At 62.2% G+C, this 21,210-nt stretch carries 17 protein-coding genes; 10 read left to right on the top strand and 7 right to left on the bottom strand.

Going from position 1 to position 21,210, the window contains the following annotated elements; translation table 11 throughout:
- Positions 1-16 precede the first annotated feature (16 nt).
- Entirely contained in the window at positions 17-712 is a 696-nt protein-coding gene (gene sfsA / locus B3C1_RS09805) for a DNA/RNA nuclease SfsA (protein WP_008484552.1), read from the bottom strand.
- Between the two features lie 81 nt (positions 713-793).
- Here sfsA and pepB point away from each other — a divergent pair, with 81 nt between their 5' ends.
- From pepB to B3C1_RS09790, 3 genes are all read left to right on the top strand, one after another.
- On the top strand, positions 794-2,065 hold the full coding sequence (pepB, locus tag B3C1_RS09800; protein WP_336391116.1) for an aminopeptidase PepB: 1,272 nt from the start codon (positions 794-796) through the stop codon (positions 2,063-2,065).
- Between the two features lie 77 nt (positions 2,066-2,142).
- Positions 2,143-4,092, top strand: coding sequence for an alpha/beta hydrolase family protein (locus tag B3C1_RS09795; RefSeq protein ID WP_192813365.1), 1,950 nt, complete (start codon positions 2,143-2,145; stop codon positions 4,090-4,092).
- Positions 4,093-4,175: 83 nt separating this feature from the next.
- Positions 4,176-5,330 (top strand): dicarboxylate/amino acid:cation symporter, encoded by a 1,155-nt coding sequence (locus B3C1_RS09790; RefSeq protein WP_008484549.1) that lies wholly within the window; start codon positions 4,176-4,178, stop codon positions 5,328-5,330.
- On the opposite strand, the gene thpR is transcribed toward B3C1_RS09790, so the two are convergent.
- Complete coding sequence (gene thpR, locus B3C1_RS09785) at positions 5,303-5,797, bottom strand: RNA 2',3'-cyclic phosphodiesterase (RefSeq protein ID WP_192813364.1); 495 nt, start codon at positions 5,795-5,797, stop codon at positions 5,303-5,305. The genes B3C1_RS09790 and thpR overlap by 28 nt on opposite strands.
- A 49-nt stretch (positions 5,798-5,846) precedes the next feature.
- Here thpR and hrpB point away from each other — a divergent pair, with 49 nt between their 5' ends.
- The 4 genes from hrpB (at position 5,847) to B3C1_RS09765 (ending at position 11,994) form a co-directional block, all read left to right on the top strand.
- The gene (hrpB, locus tag B3C1_RS09780; protein ID WP_008484547.1) at positions 5,847-8,279 is read left to right on the top strand and encodes an ATP-dependent helicase HrpB; all 2,433 of its coding nucleotides are present in this window, start codon (positions 5,847-5,849) and stop codon (positions 8,277-8,279) included.
- Complete coding sequence (gene mrcB / locus B3C1_RS09775; protein ID WP_008484545.1) at positions 8,276-10,564, top strand: penicillin-binding protein 1B; 2,289 nt, start codon at positions 8,276-8,278, stop codon at positions 10,562-10,564. Before hrpB ends, mrcB begins: the two co-directional genes overlap by 4 nt.
- Positions 10,565-10,669: 105 nt before the next feature.
- The gene (locus B3C1_RS09770; protein ID WP_008484543.1) at positions 10,670-11,137 is read left to right on the top strand and encodes a MarR family winged helix-turn-helix transcriptional regulator; all 468 of its coding nucleotides are present in this window, start codon (positions 10,670-10,672) and stop codon (positions 11,135-11,137) included.
- 98 nt (positions 11,138-11,235) lie between these two features.
- A complete protein-coding gene (locus tag B3C1_RS09765; RefSeq protein WP_008484540.1) occupies positions 11,236-11,994 on the top strand; it encodes a protein kinase family protein in 759 nt (252 codons plus the stop codon).
- Here the strand turns inward: B3C1_RS09765 and B3C1_RS09760 are convergent.
- The 4 genes from B3C1_RS09760 to B3C1_RS09745 form a co-directional block, all read right to left on the bottom strand.
- Complete coding sequence (locus B3C1_RS09760) at positions 11,991-13,835, bottom strand: putative bifunctional diguanylate cyclase/phosphodiesterase (protein ID WP_008484539.1); 1,845 nt, start codon at positions 13,833-13,835, stop codon at positions 11,991-11,993. The two genes, B3C1_RS09765 and B3C1_RS09760, sit on opposite strands and share 4 nt — an antisense overlap.
- On the bottom strand, positions 13,826-14,878 hold the full coding sequence (locus tag B3C1_RS09755) for an FIST N-terminal domain-containing protein (RefSeq protein WP_083858298.1): 1,053 nt from the start codon (positions 14,876-14,878) through the stop codon (positions 13,826-13,828). The genes B3C1_RS09760 and B3C1_RS09755 overlap by 10 nt, the downstream gene beginning before the upstream one ends.
- Before the next feature lie 89 nt (positions 14,879-14,967).
- Entirely contained in the window at positions 14,968-16,248 is a 1,281-nt protein-coding gene (gene hemL, locus B3C1_RS09750; RefSeq protein ID WP_008484537.1) for a glutamate-1-semialdehyde 2,1-aminomutase, read from the bottom strand.
- Between the two features lie 12 nt (positions 16,249-16,260).
- Complete coding sequence (locus tag B3C1_RS09745; RefSeq protein WP_008484536.1) at positions 16,261-17,280, bottom strand: aspartate carbamoyltransferase; 1,020 nt, start codon at positions 17,278-17,280, stop codon at positions 16,261-16,263.
- A gap of 161 nt (positions 17,281-17,441) precedes the next feature.
- On the opposite strand from B3C1_RS09745, the gene clcA reads away from it, so the two are divergent.
- The 3 genes from clcA to erpA are packed head-to-tail and all read left to right on the top strand — an operon-like array spanning position 17,442 to position 19,788.
- The gene (clcA, locus tag B3C1_RS09740) at positions 17,442-18,794 is read left to right on the top strand and encodes a H(+)/Cl(-) exchange transporter ClcA (RefSeq protein WP_008484535.1); all 1,353 of its coding nucleotides are present in this window, start codon (positions 17,442-17,444) and stop codon (positions 18,792-18,794) included.
- Entirely contained in the window at positions 18,781-19,416 is a 636-nt protein-coding gene (locus B3C1_RS09735; protein WP_008484534.1) for a DUF6776 family protein, read from the top strand. The genes clcA and B3C1_RS09735 overlap by 14 nt, the downstream gene beginning before the upstream one ends.
- 30 nt (positions 19,417-19,446) lie before the next feature.
- Positions 19,447-19,788, top strand: coding sequence for an iron-sulfur cluster insertion protein ErpA (gene erpA / locus B3C1_RS09730; RefSeq protein ID WP_008484533.1), 342 nt, complete (start codon positions 19,447-19,449; stop codon positions 19,786-19,788).
- A 65-nt stretch (positions 19,789-19,853) separates the two neighbouring features.
- On the opposite strand, the gene B3C1_RS09725 is transcribed toward erpA, so the two are convergent.
- A complete protein-coding gene (locus B3C1_RS09725; protein WP_035481699.1) occupies positions 19,854-21,209 on the bottom strand; it encodes an MATE family efflux transporter in 1,356 nt (451 codons plus the stop codon).
- Position 21,210 lies beyond the last annotated feature (1 nt).

The raw sequence follows: 21,210 nt of genomic DNA, 5'->3' as shown, positions 1-21,210 counted from the left end.
CCGGCCAGGACAACGTCTAGATGACGACTTTCACAGGCCTGTCAAGAACCATTGTGTCTTTATCGATCCGGGCCTTGCGGGCCAATACCTTTACACCGGCCTGTACCACCTCTGTAAGCCTTTGAGCATAGGCCGGATCGATGTGGCTGGCCGCCTGCACTTTATCGATACCTGTGTGCAGTACTGTAAACAAAAGTGCAGCTTCCTCGCCTGCCTGCACCTTGGCGACCAGAGCGTCCAGATGCTTGAGGGCCCTTTGGCTTTTCGCGTCGGGAAAAGCACCCAGGCCATCCCCCAGGTGCAGGGTGACGCTTTTGACCTCCAGCCACAGCCGTCGGCCCTGGCCTTCCAGTACGAAGTCGACCCGGCTGCCATGGCCGTCGGCCTGTTCAGGCAGCACCTTGTCTGCCCAGGCCAGCTCTTCGATGCTGCCCTCGGCCAGGGCCTCTTTTACCAGGCTGTTGGCCCTGGCAGTATTGATGCAAATCAGGTGGCCGTCCTTTTCGGTCAGTTCCCAGCTGCCTACCAGTTTCTTTTTGGGACTGGGGTCGTAGCGGTACCAGATGCTGTCGCCACTGTCGCCACAGCCGGTCATGGCGCCGGTGTTAGCACAGTGGATGGTCAGTTCACCACGGGGGCTGTCGATGTCGGCCAAGAAACGCTTGTAACGGCGGATAAGGGTCGCCCTTTCCAAGGGCGGCTGAAACTTCATGGGGCCTCTCTGGGTTCGCCAAAGCCCCTAGTGTATGCTCTTTATCTTGTTTATCCCCAATTCGCCGTCCCTAAGGAGTCTTTGATGAGTGATTGGTTGAAGGTCAATTTGTCTGCCCAAACCGCAGCCGCCCAATGGGGCCCCAATGCCCTGCTGAGCTTTAACGAAGGCAGCGCCACTGTCCACGCCACCGAGCGCCGCCGTATCCAGCAGGCCGGCCGCCGCCTGCGCAGCCAGGGCCTGACCCAGGTCGAGTTGGGCGAAGGTTTCGGCCAGGAGCAGCAGTGGGCCTTTGCCGAAGGCTTCATGTCCGCCCTGGGCGGCGAGCAAATTCGTTGGGCCGGTGACAGCGCTGAACTTGAAGCCCGCTTCAAGGTAGCCCGCTGGGTGCGCGACATCACCAACAAGGGCCCCGAGCAGCAATCTCCCCAGATGCTGGCGTCCGAAGCTGCTTCCTTTATTACTGCTCTGGGTGGTGAAAAGGTCAGCTATAAGATGATCTCCGGCGAGGCCCTCAAGGATGCCGGCTGGACCGGCCTATACAATGTGGGCCGAGGTTCAGAGCGCCCCCCTGTGATGCTGGTGCTGGACTATAACCCCGGTACCGAAGACACCCCGGTGGCCGCCGCCCTGGTGGGCAAGGGCATTACCTTTGACTCAGGTGGCTACTCCATCAAGGCCTCCGAAGGCATGCTCTATATGAAGGCCGACATGGGCGGCGCCGCCATGGTGGCCGGTGGCCTGGCCCTGTCCATACTGCGTGGCCTGCAAAAGCGGGTGCGGCTGATCCTCTGCTGCGCCGAGAACCTGGTGTCCGGCAATGCTTACAAGCTAGGTGACGTGCTGACTTATAAGAACGGCACCACAGTCGAGATCGTCAACACCGACGCCGAAGGCCGCCTGGTATTGGCCGACGGCCTGTTGGTGGCCAGCGAGTCCGGTGCGCCGCTTATCATCGATGCCGCCACCCTCACCGGCGCCGCCGTTACCGCCGTGGGCAGCAGCTACAACGCCCTCTTTGCCCTGGACCGGGAGATGGCCGCCAAGGTTAACGCCATTGCCAATGCCGAAGACGAGCCAGCCTGGCCGCTGCCCTTGGAGCCCTTCCACCAGTTCGAGTGCCCCAGTGCCTACGCTGACACCGCCAACAGCCGACCGGTTAAAGGTGGCGGTGCCGGTGGCGCGTCCAATGCCGCCGGCTTCCTGTCCCGCTTTGTGCGTGACCAGGGGCAAGGCTGGGTACACCTGGATTTGGCCGCCTGTTTTAACAACAACGAGAACGGCCTCTGGTCGGCCGGTGCCACGGCGCGGGGTATCCGCACCATAGCCCGCAGCTTGTTGGACTTGACCTGAGTTGCAACGATGTTAAAAAAGAGGGCTTAAGCCCTCTTTTTTATATCTAGGATTTAATGATTATGACAAGGACGTGGTTGTTCCTGCTGTCGTTGCTTCCCTGCCTGACCTTGGCTGCTGAAGCGTTACCCTCCGACATTCCTCTGGCTGACTTTGCCAGCCACCCGAAATTCCAAGAGATCAAGATCTCGCCTGACGGCAGTTATTTGGCCGCCAAGATCCAGAATGATGAAGGCAATATGGGGTTGGCCGTGCTTAAGCGCGGGGAAAGGGATCTCGGTATTGCTTCGGTCATGCAGTTCAACGGGCAGGATTCCCTTGGCTCATTCTACTGGGCGAATAACGAACGCTTGATCATGACGATCACGCGCCAGTTGGGTTCATTCGATCGGCCAGCAGGAACCGGTGATTTGTTCGCCATGAATGCTGATGGCAGTAAAAAGATGATGATCTTCGGCCCCAGAGGCGAACGGCAGAAAACTTATGCCGGATCACAGATCATCAGCTTCCTCAAAGGCAATGATGATGAAGTGCTACTGGCTACTCAGCCGTTTGGCCTGAAAGATGCGTCTTATCCCACCGTCTATCGCCTCAATATCTACTCTGGTCGTCTGATCAAGGTGACCAAACCGCCAGTCAAGGGCTTCAATGTGTTGGCGGACAATAAAGGACAGGTGCGATTTGCTGTCGGTGCCGATTTGAAGAAGGGGAATGAAAACGTCGTCATCTATCGTGACAGTGCTGATGATGACTGGCGTGAATTGGCGCGTTTCAGTGAAGAAAAAGGCGAAGGCCTTATGCCCATTGCCTTTTTCAAAGACAACAAGAGGGTGATCGCCAGTACCCAGGGCGGCTCTGCCGGCGACACTGCGGGCATTGTTGTCCTCGATACCAGTACTGGTAAGAAAACCAAGCTGTATCAGCGGGATGATGTAGATGTCTCACCTATCATCGCTATCGACAGTGAGGGTGAGCGACAGGTTATCGGTGCGACTTGGAATTCGGGAAAACCAGAGCAGGTGTTCTTTGACTCGGCAAACGATCAAGACTACGTATCGGATTACAAAGGTTTGATTGCGGCTTTCCCTGACAAGGCGGTCAGCATCACGTCTGCAACCCGCGATATGCGGGAAATGGTCATCGCCGTATATGCGGATAATGAGCCCGGTCAGTTTTATCTGTTCAATCGAGAAAGCAAGCAAGTCACTTTCCTGCTGAGCGCAATGCCCTGGCTTGACTCTAAGTTGCTTGCCAAGGTCCGGCCCATTTCCTATCAGGCCCGGGATGGCAAAACCATACACGGCTATTTGACGCTACCCAAAGGCAAAAACAAAGACTTACCGCTGGTAATGATGCCTCACGGCGGCCCCCATGGTGTCCGTGATGAATGGGGCTATGACCCTTCCGTACAGGTCCTTGCCAGCCGTGGTTACGCTGTCTTCCAGCCAAACTTTCGTGGGTCAGGTGGCTTTGGCAGTGATTTCATGGCTGCGGGCTATAAGAAATGGGGCACCAGCATGATCGACGATATGACCGATGGGGTTAACTACCTTATCGGCCAGGGGATCGTTGATAAAAACAGAGTCTGTTCCATGGGTGGATCCTATGGTGGCTATGCGGCGGTGATGAGCGCCGAGCGCGAACCTGATCTGTACCGCTGCGCCGTGGGTTATGTGGGAGTCTATGACCTGGAAATGCTATCCAGCCATCCAGGCGCTTACCGTGGCTTGGGCTCTGACAACTTCCGCAAGAAAGTCTTGCCAGATAGCGAAGCAGAATTGCGGGCCCAGTCGCCTCGGTACCAGGTGGCCAAGCTTAAGGCGCCGGTGCTGATCGTAGCCGGTGGTAAGGATGAAATTGCTCCTATAGAGCACTCCGAAGCCCTGCGCGATGCCATGGAGGCGGCAGGTAAGCCCTACGAGTGGTATGTAGAGCCCAATGAGGGGCACGGGTTTTACCTGCCAGAGCATAACCAGGAACTCTACAAGCGGGTACTCACTTTCCTGGATAAGCACATAGGCCAGTGATCGGGCTTGTTTGAAAGGTCGCTTTAGGCCAAGCTGTGACGCCTCCTTCGGGAGGCGTTGTTGTTTTAATCGGCAGGTGATGGATGAATTTGGTAGTACGTTTGCTGATCGGCTTGGCTTTCGGGGTGCTTTGCGGCCTGCTGGCGCCGGAGTTGTTGGTCAGGTTGTTGATGACGGTGAAAGCCATAGTGGGTGAGCTGATCGGCTTTTCGGTGCCCTTGATATTGCTGTTCTATATCAGCTCTGGCATCGCCAGCCTGCCGGCCGGGTCGGGCAGGTTATTGGGGCGGACCCTGGGCCTGGCCTATGGTTCAACCTTGCTGGCCGGTACCCTGGCCTTCCTGGTGGCGCGCTACGTGTTGCCCATCTTGGTCAGTCCCCATCAGTTGGCTGGCGATACCGGCCAGCAGCTGACGCCCTTTTTCACCCTGGCTATTCCTGCCCCCATGGCGGTGATGACGGCCCTGGTGCTGGCCTTTGTGCTGGGCCTGGCCCTGGCCGGTCGTGAGTCGGCCTTGCGCCAGGTGCTGGAAGACGGCAAGGGGGTGGTGGAAAAACTGCTGGCCAATCTCATTATCCCGGCCCTGCCATTCTATATTGCCGGTGAGTTCGCCCAGATGACCTTCGAAGGCAAGGTATGGTCAACCTTGCAGACTTTCGGCCTGGTGCTGGTGATGGCGGTGATGCTGCACTGGCTTTGGCTGGCGGTGCTCTACGGGGCGACGGGGGCAGTCCGGGGGCGCTCTGGGCTGCTGCTGCTCAAAACCATGGTGCCGGCCTATGTGACGGCCATCGGCACCATGTCCAGCGCCGCCACTATCCCGGTGGCCTTGCGCCAGGCCAAGAAGAACGGTGTATCCGAGCCGGTGGCCGATTTTGCCATGCCGCTGCTGGCCAACATCCACCTGTCCGGTTCCACTATTACCCTGGTCAGCTGCACCACGGCGGTGATGCTGCTCAACCCTGAACTGGGTATTCCCGACTTGGGCACCATGCTGGGCTTTATCCTGATGTTGGGGGTAACCATGATTGCGGCCCCCGGCGCACCGGGTGGAGCGGTAATGGCGGCCCTGGGCTTGCTGTCCTCCATGTTGGGCTTCAGCGAAGCCAACCTGGCGCTGATGATTGCCCTGTATCTGGCCCAGGACAGCTTCGGTACCGCCTGTAACGTTACAGGGGACGGCGCACTGGCTCTGCTGGCCGACTCGGCTCAGCCGAAGTTGGCCACCGACAGGTAACGCCCCTGGTCTGAATGGAAGAGGTCAAAGCCGGTCACCGACAGGGTCAGGGCCGGTGGCGCCAGGCGCGGCACCAGGGGCTGGTGCTGGGCCCTGGCCAAGGTCAGGTGCGGCTGGTAGCGGCGCTTGTCACAAAAGCCCCCCAGGTCGCAGCTGAGCTGCTGCAGGGCGGTAGCCAAGGCCAGCAAGGGCGCTGGCGGCTGGCTGGGGGCCAGAAAGCTGATGCCGCTGCGTGGCCATTGGCCGAAACTGTCCAGGGTCAGGGAAAAGGGACTGAAGGGCAGGGCGGCGGCCCCGGCAAGGGCTTGCTCCAAATGACCCTGGGGCAGCTCCCCCATAAAGGCCAGGGTCAGGTGATAGTTGCGGGCCGGCACCGCCTTGGGCAGATGGCCAAGGGCTGCCCGGCTCCACTGCTGCACCTGCTCGCTGTCGGCCCTGTCCAGGGCAATGCCGAAAAATAGTCTCATGCTCATCATGTTACACTGCCGCTTCCCCTTTCATTGAGGAAGTTCGGCCTTGCATTCCCTGCCTGTGGACGAGGTACTGGCGCAATTGGTCACAGACCTGGCCCGCCATGACCGCGTGATCCTTGAAGCTCCCCCCGGCGCCGGTAAATCAACCCAGGTCCCTTTAGCGCTGCTTAAGGAGCTTGAAGGCCGCATCATTATGCTTGAACCACGGCGCCTGGCTGCCCGCAGCCTGGCCCGTTACTTGGCTGCCCGTTTGGGGGAGAAACCGGGAGAAACCGTTGGCTATCGAACCCGTACCGACAGCGCCGTGGGGCCAGCTACTCGGCTTGAGATCGTCACCGAGGGAATACTGGTTCGCCGCTTGCAGCAGGACCCGGAGTTGGCCGGGGTCAGCCTGGTCATCTTCGACGAATTCCACGAGCGCAATTTGTTTGGGGATCTGGCTCTGGCCCTGATCCTGGACGTTCAGGAGGGGCTGCGGGACGATCTTAAGATCCTGGTGATGTCTGCCACCCTGGACGGGGAGCGCCTCAAGGCCTTCCTCAGCCCCTGCGCCAGCCTTAAGAGCGAAGGGCGCAGCTTCCCGGTGGAGGTGCGCTACCAGGCCCCCAAGGCCAACCAGCCCTGGGTGGGCCTGTGCGAGTCGGTGGTGCTCAATGCCTTGGCCGGTGAGCCCGGCTCCATGTTGGTATTTCTACCGGGTGGCGGTGAGATACGCCGCCTGGCCGAACGCCTGGAAGGGCGGTTGCCGGCGGATGTCAGCCTCTACCCCCTCTATGGCGATCTAGACAAGGCCCTGCAAGATGCCGCCATAGCGCCGCCGGCCCAGGGCCAGCGCAAACTGGTGCTGGCCACCCCCATTGCCGAGACCTCCCTGACCATCGAAGGGGTGCGGGTGGTGGTGGACAGCGGCTGGTGCCGCCGCCCTGTGCTGGACAGTGCCACCGGCATGAGCCAGCTCAAGCTGTGCCGCATCTCCCAGGCTTCCGCTACCCAGCGGGCCGGCCGGGCCGGGCGTCTGGCGCCGGGCATTGCCATCCGTCTGTGGGGGGAAAGCCAGCAGCAGAGCCTGGTGGTCCAAACCCCGGCAGAGATCATGGAAGCAGATCTCGGTCCCCTGGCCTTGGAACTGGCCCTGTGGGGCATAGCCCAGCCGGCGGAACTGCGCTGGCTGGACCTGCCGCCGCCACGCCCCTGGCGTGACGCCCAGACGTTGTTGGACCAGCTTGATGCGGTGCAGGGCGGCAAGATCACCGCCGCCGGCAAGGCCATGGGCCGGCTCGGTTGCCATCCCAGGCTGGCCCACATGCTGACCCGGGTGGCCTCTGAGGCCAGCGCCAGCCTCAAGGAGGCCTGCCTGCTGGCCGCCCTTTTGGAAGAGCGCGATCCCATGGGCCACTGGGACAGCGATCTGGCCAGCCGCCTGTCGGCCCTGGGCCAGCATCCCATCCGCCGCCAGGCCGAGCGCTACCAACGCCAGCTAAAAGGGCAGGGCGGTGCTGCCTGGTCTTTGGGCGCCATCTTGAGCCTGGCCTACCCCGAACGCATTGCCCAGCAGGTGGCGCCTGGCCGCTATCGCCTGGCCATGGGCCGGGGCGCGGTGCTGGCCGAAGGAGACAGGCTCTGGGGCAGCCCCTGGCTGGTGGTGGCGCAGATGAGCGGTGACAAGGGCGACGCCCTTATTCGCCAGGCCGCCCCTGTAGATGAAGCGGACTGGCGGGCCCTGCACCAGCGCCATATCCAGTGGCAACCCAGGCTGGACTGGGCCGGTGAGCGGCTGGTGGCTGTTGAGGAAGAGCGCTACGGCGCCCTGGTGCTGGCCAGCCGGCCCTTGCCCAAGCTGGACCAAAGTGAAAGGACCAAGGCCCTTTGCGACTGGCTACGCCGCCAGGGCAGCGATGCCCTCCCTTGGGACGAGCAGTGCCGCCAGTGGCAGACCCGGGTGCAGTGTGCCGCCCGCTGGCTGCCCGAGCAGCCCTGGCCGGTGGTGGATGATGCCAGCCTGCTGGCCGAACTGGAAAACTGGCTGGGGCCCTATCTTGGCAATATCACCAGCAAACAGGCCCTGGCCAAGGTGGATTTGTTCGCTGCCCTGCAGTCGCTGTTACCCTGGCCCTTGCCGTCTGTGCTGGCCAGCCAGTTGCCGACCCGCCTGGAAGTGCCCACCGGCCAGCAGTTCGCTCTGGAATACCGGGAGGAGGAGCCGCCGGTGCTGTCAGTGCCGATTCAGGCCCTTTATGGTCAATTGGCGTCTCCTACCATCTGCGAAGGCCGGGTCACCGTCACCTGCGCCCTGTTGTCGCCGGCCCGCCGGCCCTTGCAGGTGACCCGGGATCTGGCCGGCTTCTGGGCCGGCAGCTACGGTGAAGTGCGCAAGGAAATGCGTGGCCGTTATCCCAAGCATGAGTGGCCGGAAGACCCGGCTAATGCCAAGCCCACCCGCTTTACCAAGAAACGCCAGCAGAGTGAGAGCCAGTGACTAAGAAGAAGACCACCGCCAAGAAAAGTGCCCCGGCCAAGGCCAGCCGGCGCAAGCGCATACTGATGTGGACCCTGAAGATAGGGCTGGCCCTGCTGGCGGCCCTGGCCCTTTATTGTGTTTACCTCGACGGCCAGGTACGTAGCCGTTTCGAAGGGCAAACCTTCCAGCTACCGGCGCAGATCTACTCGCGCCCCCTGGCCCTCTATGCGGGGGCGCCACTGTCCCGAGACCAGCTCATCGAAGAGCTGCGCCTGCTCAAGTACCGCAAGGTGGCCAACCCGGACCAGCCGGGGGAGTTTTCCGCCTCCGACACCAAGGTGGAAGTGTTCAGGCGCACCTTCCTGTTTCCCGAAGGCCAGGAACCGGCCCGCCGACTGATGGTGGTGTTTGACGGTGACAGGGTTGATGAGGTCTACGACAGCCAAAGCCAGCAGCCCCTGGCGGTAGAGCGGGTTGAGCCGTTGCTGGTGGAACTGCTGTCCCAGAGCACCGACGAGGAAGAACGGATCTTCGTGCCCTTGGAAGAAATGCCGCCGCTGCTGCCCAAGACCCTGATCCAGGTGGAAGACCGCAAGTTCTATGAGCATTACGGTGTTTCTCCCCTGTCCATTGCCCGGGCCTTCTGGGTCAATATGAAGGCCGGCCATACGGTGCAGGGAGGCTCCACCCTGACTCAGCAGCTGGCCAAGAACTTCTTCTTGACCAGGGAAAAGAGCCTGGTGCGCAAGTTCAATGAAGCGCTGATGGCGCTGATCATCGATCTGCGTTACGACAAGGACAGGATCCTTGAGGCCTATCTCAACGAGATCTTCCTGGGCCAGGCCAGCGCCCAGGCGGTGCACGGCATGGGCCTGGCTTCGCGTTTCTACTTTGGCCGCCCCGCCTCTGAACTGACCCCGGACCAGGTGGCACTGCTGGTGGGTATCATCAAGGGCCCCTCCTATTACGACCCCCGCCGCCACCCCGACCGGGCCCGCAAGCGCCGCGATCTGGTGCTTAAGGTGATGCTTGAAGACAACCTCATCGACAGCAACACCTATCAGCGCTCGGTGATGGCGCCCCTGGGGGTCAGCAAGGAGCGCAACCTGCTCAGCGCCACGGTACCTGCCTATATGCAGGCGGTGCGCCGTGAGCTGGCCGGCATAGTGCAACCCTTTATCGAAGACGAGCAGGGAGTCAGGGTCTTCACCGGCCTGGAGCCTTTGGCCCAAAAGGCCCTGGAGAAGGCCATCGACAGCAGTTTTGCCAACATTGCCGGCAACAAGCCCCTGGAGATGGCGGCGGTGGTCTCCGACCCCCGCACTGGCCTGGCCAAGGCCATGGCCGGCGGCAAAACGGTGGACTTTGCCGGCTTCAACCGGGCCCTGGATGCCAAACGGCAGATCGGCTCCCTGGCCAAGCCGGCGGTGTACCTGACCGCCCTGTCCGAGCCCGAGTTCAACCTGGCCACGCCCCTGGACGACCAGCCCGTCACCCTGCGTTCGCAAAACGGCGATGTCTGGGAACCCAAGAATTATGATCGCCAATTCAGGGGCAAGGTCGCCTTGGTGGATGCCCTGTCCCACTCCTTGAACGTGCCCACCGTCAACCTGGGCATGAAGCTGGGAGTGCCGGCGGTGCTGGATACCTTCAGGGCCCTGGGGGTCCATGGTGACCTGCCTCCCTATCCCTCGGTGTTCCTGGGCACCGCTGCCCTGTCGCCCTGGCAGGTCAACCAGATGTATCTGACCCTGGCCAAGGGAGGCGCCCAGGTGCCCCTGGCTGCCGTGTCCGAGGTGACCAGTGGCAACGGCAAGCTGCTTTGGAAGCGCTCCGACAAGGCGGTGCAGACCGTCAGCAAGGAAGGGGCCTTCCTGACCGACTATGCCCTGACCGAGGTGATGAACCAGGGCACCGGCCGCTTCGTTGGCCGCCGTTTCCCCGGCAAGCTGCTGGCGGGTAAGACCGGCACCACAGACGATCTGCGCGATTCGTGGTTTTCCGGCTTTGACGCCCGCGACGTGGCCACCTTCTGGGTGGGCCAGGACGACAACGGTGCCACCAACCTGACCGGTGCTACCGGTGCCCTGCGCCTTTATGGGCGCTACCTGGATTACCGCCGTCCCATCAGCCTGCGGCTGCGCCCACCCAGTGACGTGGTGGATGCCCTTTTCGACGAAGAAGGTAACTACCTGGGGGACTGCAACCGCACCGGCCGTCTACTGCCCGCCGACGGCCGCAACCTGCCCGAGGTCAAATGCGACCGATTGCGGGGCTTCCTGGACCGCCTTTTTGGCAATTAATCGAAAAAGCCGGAGACTGTCTCCGGTTTTTTAATACAGCCTTAAGGTTGAATAAATTGCTGCCTAGGCAATAAAATAGATGTCAGTTTTATTGCAGAGTCAGCCATGGTCCGCGCCCGTACTCCCACCTGCCAGCATGAAGAGACCGTCGACCCCGTCGGCGATCTGGGCTGGCTGTTGGTTACCGCCCGTAACCAACTGATGCGCAAAGTCGACAAAGTGTTGGCGCCGTTGGACCTAACCACTGCCCAGTACGGGGTTGTCGCCAGCCTTGCCAAAGGCCGGGCCGATACCCCGGCCCAGCTGTGCGACCTGTTGGATTATGACAGGGGCGCCATGACCCGGCTGTTGGACAGGGTGGAGGCCAAGGGCCTTATTCTGCGCCTGCCCAACGAAGCAGATAGGCGTTGTGTCACCCTGAAACTGACGGACAAGGGCCTGGCCCTGTATCCCCAGGTCCAGCCGCTGATCCGCTCTGTCTATTTGTCCGCCCTGGGTTGCTTTGACGAAGCCGAGGCCGAGGCGAAGCAACTGGCCACCCTGTTGTGCCGGCTCATCGCCAACCTGGACTGACCCTGCTCTTCTTTTTCGGTTGAGGCCCCCGGCTTAGCGCTGGCGGGGGCTCTTTGGTCCCTCTGGGATAGTGCGCTTTTGCTGTAGAGGTTTGCTTTATGGATAAGCTGAAAAGCCGGGTGTTGACGGCCCTGGCACGCCAGTTCCCCGATCGGTCCTTCGCCTATGACAAGCTGACGGTGATGCACAAAGGGCGTTTTGCCAATGCCATCGTCTTTCGTTACTGCGATGACGGCCTTGACCTGGTTATCAAGGATTTCTCCCATTGCCCCCTGCCGGTGCGTTGGACCGCCGGGCGCTTTTTTATCGGCCGTGAAGCCAAGGCCCTTGGCCGCCTGGGGGGGATCAAAGGGGTGGCGGCCAGCTACTATCGCCTCAGCCCACTGATGCTGGCCTATCCCTTTATCGCCGGCCAGCCCCTGCGCAGCCTGACCCGCAGCGGAGAAACCCTGCCCAGGGGCTTTTTCGAGTCACTGGAAAAGATGGTGGGGCAGATGCACCGCCGGGGCGTGGTGCATCTGGATCTTCGCAACCTGGGTAATGTACTGAGGGGAGACGACGGCCAACCTTATTTCATCGACTTTCAGTCATCCATGCGCTTTGGGCCTTTCCCCCGTTGGGTGCAGACCTTTATGCGTGGTGCCGACCTGTCCGGTGTCTACAAGGCCTGGCGGGCTCTTTGTGACGAGCCCCTGCCGGCACGCAAGGGGCGCTTCTTCGACAACTTCGCCCAGGTGCGCAAACGCTGGATCTTCAAGGGTTACCCTCTGACCCGCACCGCCAACAGAATGAAACTGCTCAGCACCCAATTGGCCAGCGGTGAGCTGCTGCGCAACTTCCTGGAGCGTTTCTTCTAGGCCTTGAGGTGCCAGGTAGCGCCCTGGCACTGCAAGCGTGCCAGCAGCGTCAAGGGATCCAAGGGGCGGCTCAGCAGGTAGCCCTGCACCAGGGGGCATTGCAGGGTTTCCAGCAATGCCTGCTGCTCGGCCGTCTCCACCCCTTCTGCCACCACATCCATGCCCAGCTTCTGGGCCGTGGCCACAAAGGCTGCCACCAGGGCGTACTCGCGGCCCTTGGCCGGCAGCGCCTGCACAAAGCTCTTGTCGATTTTCACCACCGTAAAGGGGTGCTCGGTGAGGTAGCGCAGGGACGAGTAGCCGGTACCGAAATCGTCCAGGGCCAGCCTGACCCCCAGCTCCGCAATGCGGGCCAGGGACAGGCGAACCTGGGGATGGGTGTCGTCCAGTACCACCCTTTCCGTCAATTCCAGTTCCAATTGCCCCGGCGCCAGCCGGTAGCGGGCCAGCAGGGCTTCGAGCTGCGGTATCAGTTCTGGACTGCGCAGCTGCCGGGCTGACAGGTTGACGGCCATGGTTGGGGCAAAGCCCTGGTCACGCCATTGGGCCAACTGCCGGCAGGCTTCTTCCAACACCCAAAGGCCTATGGCCAGGATCTGGCCGTTCTCTTCGGCCAGGGGAATAAACTGGTCTGGCGGTACCAGGCCCAGCTTGGGGCTGTGCCAACGCAGCAGGGCTTCGACCCCGGTAACCTGGCCATCTGCCAGGCGCAGCTGTGGCTGGTAGACCAGGGTGAACTCACCATTGGCGATGGCCTGGCGCAAGGCCGACTCCACCACCAGTCGCCTGGACAGGGACGCATTCAGGGCCGGGGTAAAGAAGCGGTAGTGGGTGTCGTCGGACTCTTTGGCCTGGATATGGGCCACGTCGGCATTGCGGATCAGTACCGACGGGTCTTGGCCGTCTTCGGGGTAGATGGCGATACCGATATGGGCGTCCGCCTTGATCAGCTTGCCGTTGATGCTGAACGGCTCGGCTAGGCAGTCCAGCAGCTTCTGGGCTACCACTTCGGCGGTCTTGGCCTTGGCGGCCCTTTCCAGCAGCACCAGAAATTGGTCGGAACCTAACCTGGCCAGGGTGTCGGCAGGGCGTAGGGCGGCCCGCCAGCGCGCGGCCACCGCCGCCAACAGCTGGTCTCCCAGCCAATGGCCATGGCTGTTGTTGATGTCTTTGAAACGGCTCAGGTCGGCAAAGAGCACCATGATGTGACCGTCCTCCGGCTCATGGCTGACCATGGCCTGCTGCAGGCGGTCAAAGGCCAGGATGCGGTTGGGCAGTTTGGTGAGCGGATCCAGGGTGGTCTGTTGTTTGAGACTCTGGCCCATGCGAAAACGCTGGATGAGTTCGGAAAACAGCGACAGTACCGCCTCGATAAAGCTGGCTTCTTCCGGGTCCAGGCGCAGCCCTGCGCCTTCGTCCAGGCCCAGACCCAGCAGCAAGGCCCATTCGCCGTTGCAGGCCAGGGTCAGGTGGCGAAAGTGCCCCTGCCCGGGGTGCAGGGGAGCCAGTTGGGCGGGCAGGGCTGCGCCTGCCTGCCAATGGCAATTGGCACTGTCCCTGGGTAGAGGAGGCAGGGCCCCTTGCCAGCGGCCCAGCTGGCTTTGGCAATACCAGACCTGGTCACCCCGGCAGTAAAGGGCCACCCCGTCCAGCAGGCTGCTTTTAAGCAACAGGTGCAGCAGGGAACGCACCAGGGCGCTCTCTTCCTCGGCTTCGCTGGCTTCCCGGTAACCTTCCCGCACCAGCAGCGACAGGATGCGGCTGCGCCTGACCTCACGGGTCAGGTGGTGCTGGGTGGCCAGGGAGGCGGCCAACTGCTTGCGAAGTTCCGTCAACTCCATTGCATCAAGACCCCTGTCCAGTTCATCAGCCTGGGCTGGCCATTAAGGCTGGCCAGTTCGGCACCGGAGAAGATCCCGGCCATCTCCCGGCCCAGGTATTGGCGTACCAGCTCGGACTCTTCCTGCAAGGCGCCGCTGAAGGCGGCGGTACGACCGGCACAGTTGATGTAGAAACTGGGTTTGTCTTTACCAAAAGCGGCCAACTGCATACGGGTGTCCTGCCAGGTGCTGTCCACGGAGCGGCTCATCAACACCACCTTCTGGCCCGTCTCGAATTGGCCCGTACCCAGGTGCAGGCTGCGGCTCTGGCTGTCTAACTTGGCGATCATGTGACTCGAATAAGTATTGTTCCAGGGTTGGCCGAGGGAAAGTTGGTGCAGCAACGAGCCGCGCAGCTTAGCCTCGTCCTGGCCCAGGAGAGCCAGCAGGCAGTCCAGGGCGGGTTGGCCGTCCAGGCTTTGGACCAGGCCACCTTGGCCGGCGGTGATGGTCAACGGATCGCTGATGGGAATGGCGCCGTGGCTGACGGCCATGGTCGTTGGAGCGGGCAGCTTGATGGCCAACAGACAGTCGTTGGCCACCTTGTCGCCGCAGAACATGAAACTGGTGCGAAGGCCGAAATCCCCCAGCAGGGCAGCTCCTTGCAGCTGCTGATGGCGGGCCGAGTCGAACAGATCCCTGACCGGACTACCCAGCAGATCGAAAAAGCACAAGGCGTGATCATTACCGATCCAGTTCAGCAGCCCTTGCTGGTCTTGCTGGGGCAGGCAGAGGCTGTCGCAGGGGCTGTCGAACAGCAGCAACAGCGCCTCAAAACCGCCGTAGTCAACGCCGGCCGGGGTGATGATACCGCAGCAGCTGCCGCCAAACAGGGGCTTGTCCCCCAATAGGCGGCGAACCTCGGAAAACAGCCACTGTGGCTGGTGAAAACCGCTGGCGAAAAGCATTCCCCAGCGTGCCGAAGCGGCAAAAGGTTGGTGCCTGACCAGATCCATCGCCGCCAGGCGGCTATCCGGTTGCAGGCTCCAGCTCGCATTAAACATGGTTGTAATAGTGTTAGGAGCGTCAGGCCAATCTAGACCTGCATCAGACAGTTGTAAAGGGGCTGTTGCAACAGCCCCTTTAGCATTGCTTAAAGTGCGGCGAAGGCACGTTCGGCGGCGGCCAGGGTGGCCTGGATATCGGCCTCGGTATGGGCCAGGGACAGGAAACCAGCTTCGAAGGCGCTGGGGGCCAGGTAAACCCCTTCGGCCAGCATCAGGTGGAAGAAGCGCTTGAACTTGTCCACGTCACAGGCGCAGGCCTGGGCAAAGTTGCTAACGGAGGGCTCTTCGGTGAAGAAGAAACCGAACATGCCGCCGGCATAGTTGATGGCCAAGGGCACGCCGGCCTTTTCGGCTGCGGCCTTAAGGCCAAGGGCCAGCTGTTCGGTAAGCTTGGCCAGGTGGGCTTCGTTGCCGGGCTGGTCCAGGGTATCCAGGGCGGCCAGGCCGGCCGACATAGCTACCGGGTTACCGGACAGGGTGCCGGCCTGGTAGACAGGGCCTATGGGGGCCAAGAATTCCATGATCTCCCGTTTGCCACCGAAGGCCCCTACCGGCATGCCGCCGCCGATGACCTTACCCAGGGTGGTCAGATCCGGCTTGACGCCGTAGAAGGCCTGGGCGCCGCCCAGTGCAACCCGAAAACCTGTCATCACTTCGTCGAAGATCAGTACGGCGCCGAAGCGGTCGCAGATGGCCCGCAGCCCTTCCAGGAAGCCTTCGATGGGCGGGATGCAGTTCATGTTGCCCGCTACCGGCTCCACTATGATGGCGGCGATGTCGTCACCCACTTCCTGGAAAATGGCCTCCACCGAGTCGAGATCGTTATAGGTGGCGGTCAGGGTGTGCTGGGCGAACTCGGCAGGCACCCCGGGGGAGGTGGGCACCCCCATGGTCAGCATGCCGGAGCCGGCTTTGACCAGCAAGGTGTCGGCATGGCCGTGGTAGTTGCCCTCGAACTTCACAATCTTGTTGCGGTTGGTGTAGCCCCGGGCCAGGCGGATGGCGCTCATGGTGGCTTCGGTACCGGAGTTGACCATGCGCACCATGTCCATGCTGGGCACCAGGGTGCAGACCTTTTCGGCCATGGCCACTTCCAGGGCGGTGGGGGCGCCGAAAGACAGCCCCTTCTGGGCGGCCTTGATCACGGCGTCGCGGATGGCGCTGTGGTTGTGGCCCAGGATCATCGGGCCCCAGGAGCCGACGTAGTCGATGTAGCGCTTGCCGTCTTCATCAAAGACGTAGGCGCCGTCGGCGTGTTCGATAAAGAGCGGGGTGCCCCCTACACCGTTAAAGGCGCGCACCGGGGAGTTGACGCCGCCGGGGATGCGGCGGCGGGCTTGGCTGAACAGATCGTCGGAACGGGACATGAAACTTTCCTTTTAAAGGCCCTGGGCCTTGGTGGAGTGCCAAAGCACGGGGGCGTCGTATTTTTCCAGCAGATGGTCCACCCCCAGGGTCAGGGCGAACAGGGCCATGCGGATCAGCACGCCGTTGTCGGCCTGGCGGAAGATGGCCAGGCTGGGGTTCTCGTTTAGGTCATTGTCCAATTCGTTGGCCTCGGCCCGTGAGTCCCGGGGCAGGGGATGCATGATCACGGTGTTGGACTTGCAATGCTGGGTGTAGATGGACTGGTTGAGGCGAAAGCGGCCACGGTACTGGCGGGCATCTTCCAAGGAAGGGAAGCGCTCTTCCTGGATACGGGTCAGGTAGCAGATGTCGGCCTGGCTGAGGCTGCCTTCCAGGCGGTCTGTTACCACCACCTGGTGGCCGGCGTCGTCGAGGATGGCGATCACTTCGTCTGGCATGGCCAGCTCAGGGGGGGACACCAGGGTGAAACGGATGTTCTTGTACAGGCGCAGCAGTTTGGCCAGGGAATGGACGGTGCGGCCGTGCTTAAGGTCGCCGACCATGGCGATGTGCATGCCGTCTATGCCCTGGCCCCGGCCCTGGAGTTCTTTTTCAATGGTGTAGAGGTCCAGCAGCGCCTGGGTGGGGTGTTCGTTGGCGCCGTCGCCGCCGTTGATGACCGGCACCCTTGAGCCCTTGGCAAACTCGGCCACCGACCCGGCGTCGGGGTGGCGCATGGCAATCACGTCCGAGTAACTGGACAGCACCCGGGCCGTGTCGAACAGGCTTTCCCCCTTGGAAAGAGACGAGCTGGCCAGGCCTACGGTTTCACGCACCATGCCCCCCAGCAGGTTGAAGGCACAGCCAAAGCTGACCCGGGTGCGGGTGCTGGGTTCGAAAAACAGGTTACCGAGGATGGCCCCTTCCAGCACCTTGGTGCGCTTACGGCGATGGGCATAGGGTTCCATCCGATCCGCCACCGCAAAGATCTCGCCAATGGCGTCGCGGTCCAGTTGTTTGACGGAAAGGATATTGGCTCCGGTGAAAATCATGGGCGTCCTCATAGGGTGGGGAGAAGGGCGCCGTCCAGCCGTAGAGTGGACTGGCCTGGCTGGACGCACATTATAGTGGTTAAGGCCCTCGTACAAAAGCCAACTTTTTCAACACATTTGATATACTGCCAAGCCTTCGCAACCCACTGTCTCCTAACGCCATGGCATTCAAAGCCCAGTCAAGCAGTCTGGTCCGGCTTTTTCTCGTAGCCGACAAGGCTCCGCTTTGGCTGTTGCTGCTGGCGGCTCTGGTGGGAGTGGTTGCCGGGCTGTTTGCCACCGGTTTTCAATTGGGGCTACACCAGGTGCTGGCCTGGCGTGTCGAGGGGCTGAGCCTCTGGGCCCAATGGGGCCTGCCGCGCTGGCTGCTGGCCATGGCAATGACGGCGGTGATGACGGTGCTGGCCCTGTGGTTGACCTTCCGCTTTGCCCCTGAGGCGGCTGGCTCCGGCATTCCCGAAATCGAAGGGGCCTTGGACAACCTGCGCCCGGTGCGCTGGTGGCGGGTGCTGCCGGTCAAGGTGTTCGGGGGCTTTTTAGCCCAGGGAGGCGGCCTGGTATTGGGCCGGGAAGGGCCCACGGTGCAGCTGGGTGGCGCCGCCGGCAAAATGGTGGCCGATCTGTTCAAGGTCAGTAAGGACAACGCCCATGCCCTGCTGGCGGCGGGCGCCGCCGGTGGCCTGTCGGCGGCCTTTAACGCCCCCCTGGCCGGGGTATTGTTCGTTATCGAAGAGATGCGCCCGCAGTTTCGCTACGGGCTGATTTCCATCAAGTGCGTCTTTATCGGCACAGTGGTGGCCAACGTGGTCTATCGCACCTTCCTTGGCCAGAACGCCTCCATCGAAATGCCCAGCTACAGCCCTCCCGAGCTGGGCACCCTGGCGCTGTTCTTGTTGCTGGGCGGCCTGTTCGGCGCCTTTGGCATCCTCTTTAACAAGGCCATTTTGCTGACCCAGGACTGGTATGGCCGTTTCCACCAAGGCCGCCTGGGCCGGCGGCTGCTGATCGGCGCCGTACTGGGGGCCGCCCTTGGCTGGCTGACCGTCTATGGCCCCGATCTTACCGGCGGCGGCATCGAATTGATCCCCGCCGTCACCGTCGGCAGCTTCACCGTCGGCGCCTTGCTGATGCTCTTTATCGGCCGGGTGGTAACCACCCTGCTGTGCTTCGGCTCCGGCGCTCCCGGCGGTATCTTTGCCCCCATGCTGGCCCTTGGCACCCTCTTTGGCATGGGCTTTGGGGTGCTGTGCCAGGCCCTGTTGCCGGGGCTCGATATTCAGCCCGGCACCTTCGCCATCGCCGGCATGGGGGCCCTCTTTGCGGCGACGGTGCGGGCGCCCCTGACCGGTATCATCCTGGTCATCGAAATGACCAACAACTACCTGCTGATCTTACCGCTGCTGATCACCTGCCTGGGGGCGACCATGGTGGCCCAGGCCCTGGGTGGCAAGCCCCTTTACGGCCAGTTGCTGGCTCGCACCCTGGCGGCCAAGGTGGACAGTGAAAAGGCGTGAACCCTGGATAGCGGCGGCTTTATGCCTGGTACTGGGCTTTGCGGTTGGCAGGCTCAGTAAGCTGAGCAACGCCGAGATGGCCGCCAAGCTGGTGCAGACCCAGACCGACAGCACGGTGGCCCAGGCCCGCAGCGAAGCCTTGGCCGCCACCAACGAGGCCCTGCGTGGGCAACTGGCCACCCTGGTGGCGGACAACCAGCGCCAGGCGGCCGACCTTGACCGCCTCGGCCAGGCCCTGAGCCCCCAGGACAACCTGGTGCGGGTGCAGCAGCTGGCCATGGTCGCCGAAGGCGAAGGGGCCTGGCGCTATGAGTTGGCGCTGATGGGGGTGGGCGGCCGGGCCATCAAGGGCCGCCTTGGGCTGCAATTGTCCGGTACCTTGAATGGCCTGCCCTTTAGCCTGGACCTGGTGGAAGCGGCCAATGGCGACAAGGGCAAGGCCGGTATCGACTGGCAACCCTTTGAAGTGCGTAACCTGCAATTGCTGTCGGGGCGCTTTTGGCTGCCGGACGGTTTCAAGCCCCAGACCCTGGATCTGCACCTCAAGGCCAAGGGCCTGGGACACAGCCTGCGCCACTACCCCTGGGCGGAACTTGCACAGGCCGCCTCCCCAGGGGGATAATGGCCGGGAAGTTGGATTTTGGAGTCATTCATGAGCGATGCACCTATGCCCGTCAATTTTACCGAGGCTGCGGCCCTCAAGGTAAAGGGGCTGATCGAGGAAGAGCAGAACCCCGAGCTGAAGCTGCGGGTCTATGTGACCGGCGGTGGCTGCTCCGGTTTCCAGTACGGCTTCACCTTCGACGAGAAAGCCAACGAAGGGGACACCCTGATTGAAAAAGAAGGGGTGACCCTGGTGGTGGACCCCATGAGCCTCCAATACCTGGTGGGCGGCACTGTCGACTACACCGAAGGCCTGCAAGGCTCCCGGTTCCTGGTTAACAACCCCAACGCCACCACCACCTGTGGCTGCGGCTCCAGCTTCTCGGTGTAAGGCGTTGGCGCACTATGCGCCCCCCAGAAAAAAGCAGGCCTAGGCCTGCTTTTTTTGTGCCTGTATCAGGCGGTGGCCGGGGCCGCTGCCGGCCACTGGCGCCGCAGCTGGCGGTAGGCAAGGGCCAGGCTCAGCACCGCCTGCATGGCCACTGTGGCGATGGACCAGTACCAGAGGTGGTCCAGGCTGAAGCCGGGCCTGGCCGCCAACAGTAGGGCGCCGCCGGCGAACACCAGCAACCGCAGCAGGGAGCTGGCCAGGGCCGGTAAGGTATTACCCATGCCCTGGAAGAAGCTGGAGCAGGTGAAGGTAATGCCGCTGGCCACAAACACCATGGACAAAATACTCAAAAACTGCACCGCAAAGGCCAGCACAGCCGGGTCTTCGGTAAAGTGGCGGGCCAGCAGGTCCGGGTGCCAGCGACAAAGCAGCATGGCCACCAGCATCAACACCCCTTCGATCAGCAAGGTGCTTTGCAGGGCCTTGCGCACCCTGTCCCCAAGGCCGGCCCCCAGGTTCTGGCCTACTATGGCGGGCAGGGCGAAAGACACCGCCATGGCCGGCATAAAGAACAGCTGCATCAGCCGGCTACCTACCCCGTAAGCGGCCTGGGCTTGGGCGCCGAAATCCTTGATAAGCCAATAGACCAAGGCGGTGCTGGTGAACATCACCAGGAACTCGCAGCCCGACGGCATGCCGATGGCCAACAGGCGGCGCCAGCTGGCCCAATGGGGCTTGAGCATGGCCTTGTCGAGCTTCACCGTGTGTTCCAGGCGCAGGAAATACCAGCCCAGCATCAGCACCCCGCTCAGCACAGCCAGGCTGCTGGACAGGGCCGCCCCTTTGACCCCCATGGGGTGGCCGGTCAGCCAGCCGGCGGTCATCACCGGGGTGAGGATGATGTTCACCAGCACCGTCAGCATCTGCACCACCATGGTGGGCTTGACGATGCCGGTTGCCCGCAGGGCGGCGCCCATGGCGGTGCTGATAAACATCAGCGCCAGGCCGGGCAGGTACCAGTGCAGGTAGACAAGGCCCTGGGCCTGGCTGGCGGCGTCGGCCGCCAGGGACGCCATGTAATGCTCGGCAACCCAGTAACCGCTGGCCAGGGTCAGCAGGGTCAGCAGCAGGGCAATGAGCGCCGACTGGTTGAAGATGAGGTTGGCCTGGGGCTGGTCCCGGGCGCCGACGGCGCGGGCGATCAGCGCGACGGCGCCGACGCTGAGCATCTGCGACAGGGCCACCACCAGCAGCATCAAGTTGGACGCGGCGTTAACGCCAGCCAGGGCGGTACTGCCAAGGGCCGAGACGAAGTACAAATCCACCATCAGATACAGGGTCTGTACCAGCATGCTGAGGGTGATGGGCAGCGCCATCCGCACTATGTGGCGACTGACGGAGCCTTGGGTTAAATCGTGCATG

Origin of the sequence: Gallaecimonas xiamenensis 3-C-1, from assembly GCF_000299915.1 — a bacterium.
In the GTDB taxonomy this organism is placed as follows: Bacteria; Pseudomonadota; Gammaproteobacteria; order Enterobacterales; family Gallaecimonadaceae; genus Gallaecimonas; species Gallaecimonas xiamenensis.
Note: the sequence above shows the minus strand (reverse complement) of the source record. Positions and strands in the feature narration are given on the sequence as shown.